Raw genomic sequence first — 328 nt, 5'->3', positions numbered from 1 at the left:
GCGATGTAGTCGGCGACCTCGATCAGCCTGAGTTCGCCCACCACGCCTTCGATGGCCTTGGCGACGATGAGCTCGCGTGAATTGGCGTGTGGTTGCCGGTTCATGGATAGAAGCAGCTTCCGTTCATGAGGTTACTCTGCGCTCGGCCTTTTTCGAGTAGACGATCCGCACCAGCTCGGCCACGGCCTGGTAGAATTGCGACGGGATCATGCTATCAACCGAAACTTGCTTGTACATGGAGCGGGCGAGCGCGACGTCCTCGAAGATCGGAATGTTGTGTTCGGTTGCGATCTCGCGGATCTTGAGCGCCACCAGATCCTGGCCCTTG

General features: G+C 58.5%; 1 protein-coding gene. It reads right to left on the bottom strand.

Annotation, left to right across the window (positions count from 1 at the left end; genetic code table 11):
* Positions 1-123 precede the first annotated feature (123 nt).
* Positions 124-328 (bottom strand): EscU/YscU/HrcU family type III secretion system export apparatus switch protein (locus tag EN859_RS36380; RefSeq protein WP_189502540.1); only part of this gene is annotated, 205 nt, incomplete at its 5' end.

The organism is Mesorhizobium sp. M00.F.Ca.ET.216.01.1.1, from assembly GCF_004010325.2.
GTDB lineage: Bacteria > Pseudomonadota > Alphaproteobacteria > Rhizobiales > Rhizobiaceae > Mesorhizobium.
The sequence above is the reverse complement of the archived record's forward strand: the minus strand, read 5'-3'. Positions and strand labels throughout refer to the sequence as shown.